4 protein-coding genes are annotated in these 3,316 nt (G+C 72.7%); all 4 read right to left on the reverse strand.

Annotated features, from left to right (window positions below):
* Nucleotides 1-120: 120 nt before the first annotated feature.
* Complete coding sequence (locus C1I99_RS30565) at nt 121-1,725, reverse strand: ABC-F family ATP-binding cassette domain-containing protein (RefSeq protein ID WP_111137625.1); 1,605 nt, start codon at nt 1,723-1,725, stop codon at nt 121-123.
* Nucleotides 1,726-1,814: 89 nt separating this feature from the next.
* Complete coding sequence (locus C1I99_RS30570) at nt 1,815-2,051, reverse strand: hypothetical protein (protein WP_146604094.1); 237 nt, start codon at nt 2,049-2,051, stop codon at nt 1,815-1,817.
* A gap of 74 nt (nt 2,052-2,125) precedes the next feature.
* On the reverse strand, nt 2,126-2,266 hold the full coding sequence (locus tag C1I99_RS33005) for a hypothetical protein (protein ID WP_158554124.1): 141 nt from the start codon (nt 2,264-2,266) through the stop codon (nt 2,126-2,128).
* Nucleotides 2,267-2,424: 158 nt separating this feature from the next.
* Nucleotides 2,425-3,081: an acVLRF1 family peptidyl-tRNA hydrolase gene (locus C1I99_RS30575; protein WP_111137627.1), complete on the reverse strand. Its 657-nt coding sequence runs from the start codon at nt 3,079-3,081 to the stop codon at nt 2,425-2,427.
* Nucleotides 3,082-3,316: the final 235 nt, after the last annotated feature.

The raw sequence follows: 3,316 nt of genomic DNA on the forward strand, positions 1-3,316 counted from the left end.
CCTTCTCACCCTCCCCCACTGACCCCTCACCCACACTGATCATGAAGTTGTTGCCACGACACGCCGACGCGGAAGGGCAAACATGATCAACGGCCGGGGCGGGCGGGGAGGCGGCGGCTGTCAGGCCAGCTCGACCAGTTCGAGCAGGTCGTCGCTCCAGGCGTCCTCGTCGCCGTCGGGGAGCAGGATGGCCCGGTCCGGCTTGAGCGCCGTGACCGCGCCCGGGTCGTGGGTGACCAGCACGATCGCGCCCGGGTAGCGGGCGATCGCGTCGAGCACCTGCTCCCGGCTGACCGGGTCGAGGTTGTTCGTGGGCTCGTCGAGCAGCAGCACGTTGGCCCCGGAGCAGACCAGGGTGGCCAGGGCCAGCCGGGTCTTCTCGCCGCCGGAGAGCACGCCGGCCGGCTTGTCCACGTCCTCGCCGGAGAAGAGGAACGCGCCGAGGATCCTGCGCAGCTCGGTGTCGGTCTGCTCGATCGCGGCGGCGCGCATGTTCTCCAGCACCGTGCGCTCCACGTCGAGGGTTTCGTGCTCCTGGGCGTAGTAGCCCAGCCGCAGGCCGTGGCCGGCGTGCACCTCGCCGGTGTCCGGCTCCAGCAGGCCGCCGAGCATTCGCAACAGGGTCGTCTTGCCGGCACCGTTGAGCCCGAGGATGGCCACCCGGGAGCCCCGGTCGACCGCCACGTTCACGTCCGTGAAGATCTCCAGCGAGCCGTACGACTTGGACAGGCCGGTCGCGGTGAGCGGGGTCTTGCCGCACGGGGCGGGGCTGGGGAAGCGGACCTTGGCGACTTTGTCGGCGACGCGTACCTCGTCCAGGCCCGCGATGAGCTTCTCCGCCCGGCGGGCCATGTTCTGCGCGGCGACGGTCTTGGTGGCCTTGGCTCGCATCTTGTCGGCCTGTGCCATCAGCGCGCCGGCCTTCTTCTCGGCGTTGGCCCGCTCCCGGCGGCGGCGCCGCTCGTCGGTCTCGCGTGCCTCCAGGTACGCCTTCCAGCCCAGGTTGTAGACGTCGACCACGGAGCGGGTGGCGTCGAGGAACCAGACCTTGTTGACCACCGACTCCAGCAGCGAGCCGTCGTGGGAGATCACGATCAGGCCGCCCTTGTGGTTGGCGAGGAAGCCGCGCAGCCAGGTGATCGAGTCGGCGTCGAGGTGGTTGGTGGGCTCGTCGAGCAGCAGGATGCCGCCGCCGTTCTCGCCGGCGTCGCGGAACAGGATCCGGGCCAGCTCGACGCGGCGGCGCTGGCCGCCGGAGAGGGTGCCGATCGGCTGGGCGAGGGCCCGGTCCGGCAGGCCGAGGTTGGCGCAGATCCGGGCGGCCTCCGCCTCGGCGGCGTACCCGCCCAGGGAGGCGAACTGGTCCTCCAACGCGCCGTAGCGGCGCACCAGCTTGTCGTCGGCGCCGTCGGCAAGCTTGGCCTCGATCTCCGTCATCTGCGCCATCAGCACGTCCAGGCCGCGGGCGGATAGCACCCGGTCACGCCCGGTGACCTCCAGGTCGCCGGTGCGCGGGTCCTGCGGCAGGTAGCCGATGGCGCTGCGCCGGTCGATCTGCCCGGCGTACGGCTGCCCCTCTCCCGCCAGCACCTTCAGCGTGGTGGTCTTGCCGGCGCCGTTGCGGCCGACCAGGCCGATCCGGTCCCCCGGTTGTACCCGCAGGGTGGTGTCGGACAGCAGGATCCGGGCGCCGGCGCGCAGCTCCAGGCCGGTGGCAGTGATCATGTCGGAGGACTCGCTCTCGGGGTCTGGAAAGGCTGACTCAGGGCACACGAGAGCGCCGGCGGCCGGAGGGACCGTCGGCGCGGGGCGGTTCAGCCTTCGCAGAGCAGCACGGGGCAAGTGTAGCGGGCGCGGTGCGACGCCTTCGGCGGCGCGTGGTGACCCGCCCGGCTCGTCCATGACCGGCCGAGCGGGACGACCCGGCAGACCCCGGCCGACGGCACGTCGACCAGGATGATCAGGCTGGAGCGCAGCAGCGCGGCCAGGCGGATGATGTCCGGCGCGTTGTCGGAGAGCAGCACCTGACCAGGCCGGCCGGGTGCGCCCATCTGCCGGCCGGCACCGACCCGGAGACCAACATCACCGACATCACCGCGGTCGAGTTCGGAGAGCTGGAGCTGGCTTACGAGATTCGTCCCTGGCTCGGTTCGGTGCCGGTCAGCTGCGGTGAGTCGCCGGCCTGGCGCAGGTTCGTGATGAGGGCGGTGGATTTGCCCGCCAGGCTCGCAGCCACGTAGCGATTGATGATGGGCAGCCGGGCCATTCGTAGCATGGCGTGGCGTACCCGGGCCAACCGGTCGGCCAGCAGGTACGCGCCGGCGATGCCTTCGGCGACCCGGCTCCGTCGCCCTCAAGGGCCAACTCGACCTCGAAGCCCACGGCGGACGCACCCTGGCCGGCGTGTTCACCCGGGTAGCCCACCTAGGGCTCGGGTACCGGTTCCCGGATCAGGATCCGCACCGCCCGGGCTGCGGCCACCGCCGCGACCAGCACCGCGTGCCGGGGCTCGGGCACGTCGAGCAGGCGCTCGTGACGCAGCGCCGCCAGCGGAGCGAGCCGGCGATCGGCGAGCACCGTGTCCACCGCGCGCCGGTCCCCGCCGCCGACCAGGGCGGCGAGCGTGCCGGCCTCCGGGAGCAGCAGGCGGACCGCGAGGTCGACCGCGTCGGCGAGGGCCGCCTTGGCCTGGTTGTCCCGCCGGCGGGCGAACCGCTGCTGAGACCAGCCGCCGGCCGCCGTGCGCCCCTGCACGTAGCGGGTGTCCACCTTGGACACCATCAGCCGCTCCCCTTCGGCGACGCCGACCGCCACCGCGCCCCGGCGGGCGAGCAGCAGAGCGATTCGGCGTGGCGCGTCCGCGGCGGCCACGAAGCCGGGGACATCCGGCACCGAGGGTGCGCCCGGCGGGGTGTGCAGCTCCGCACTCGCGCCGTCGGGGGCGGCGAGCAGCAGGCCGTACTCCTGCCTGGTGGTCGTCGGCGGGCCGTGCCGGTCGGCGAAGCCCCCGACCCAGCGGGCGACGCGGGCCGGGTCGACCTCGACCCACCGGCCACCCCCGGCTGCGGGTCGACTGGTCATGGCCGAACCGTACCGAACTTCCCGACCGCGAGCGGCGCACGGCAGCTGGGCCTTTCACGAACATCAATGAACGCTTACCATCCGGTAACCGAATGTTTCTCGGATCAGCCCTCCGTCCGGGAGGTACCCATGCAGCCACGCCGTCCCGTCCCACCGCACCCCGTCCATCGCGCCCTCGCCTGCCGGCTGACCGCCGCCGCCGTCGCGACGGTCACCGCGGCGGCCCTGCTCACCG

This window comes from Micromonospora deserti (assembly GCF_003236335.1).
Lineage (GTDB): Bacteria > Actinomycetota > Actinomycetes > Mycobacteriales > Micromonosporaceae > Micromonospora > Micromonospora deserti.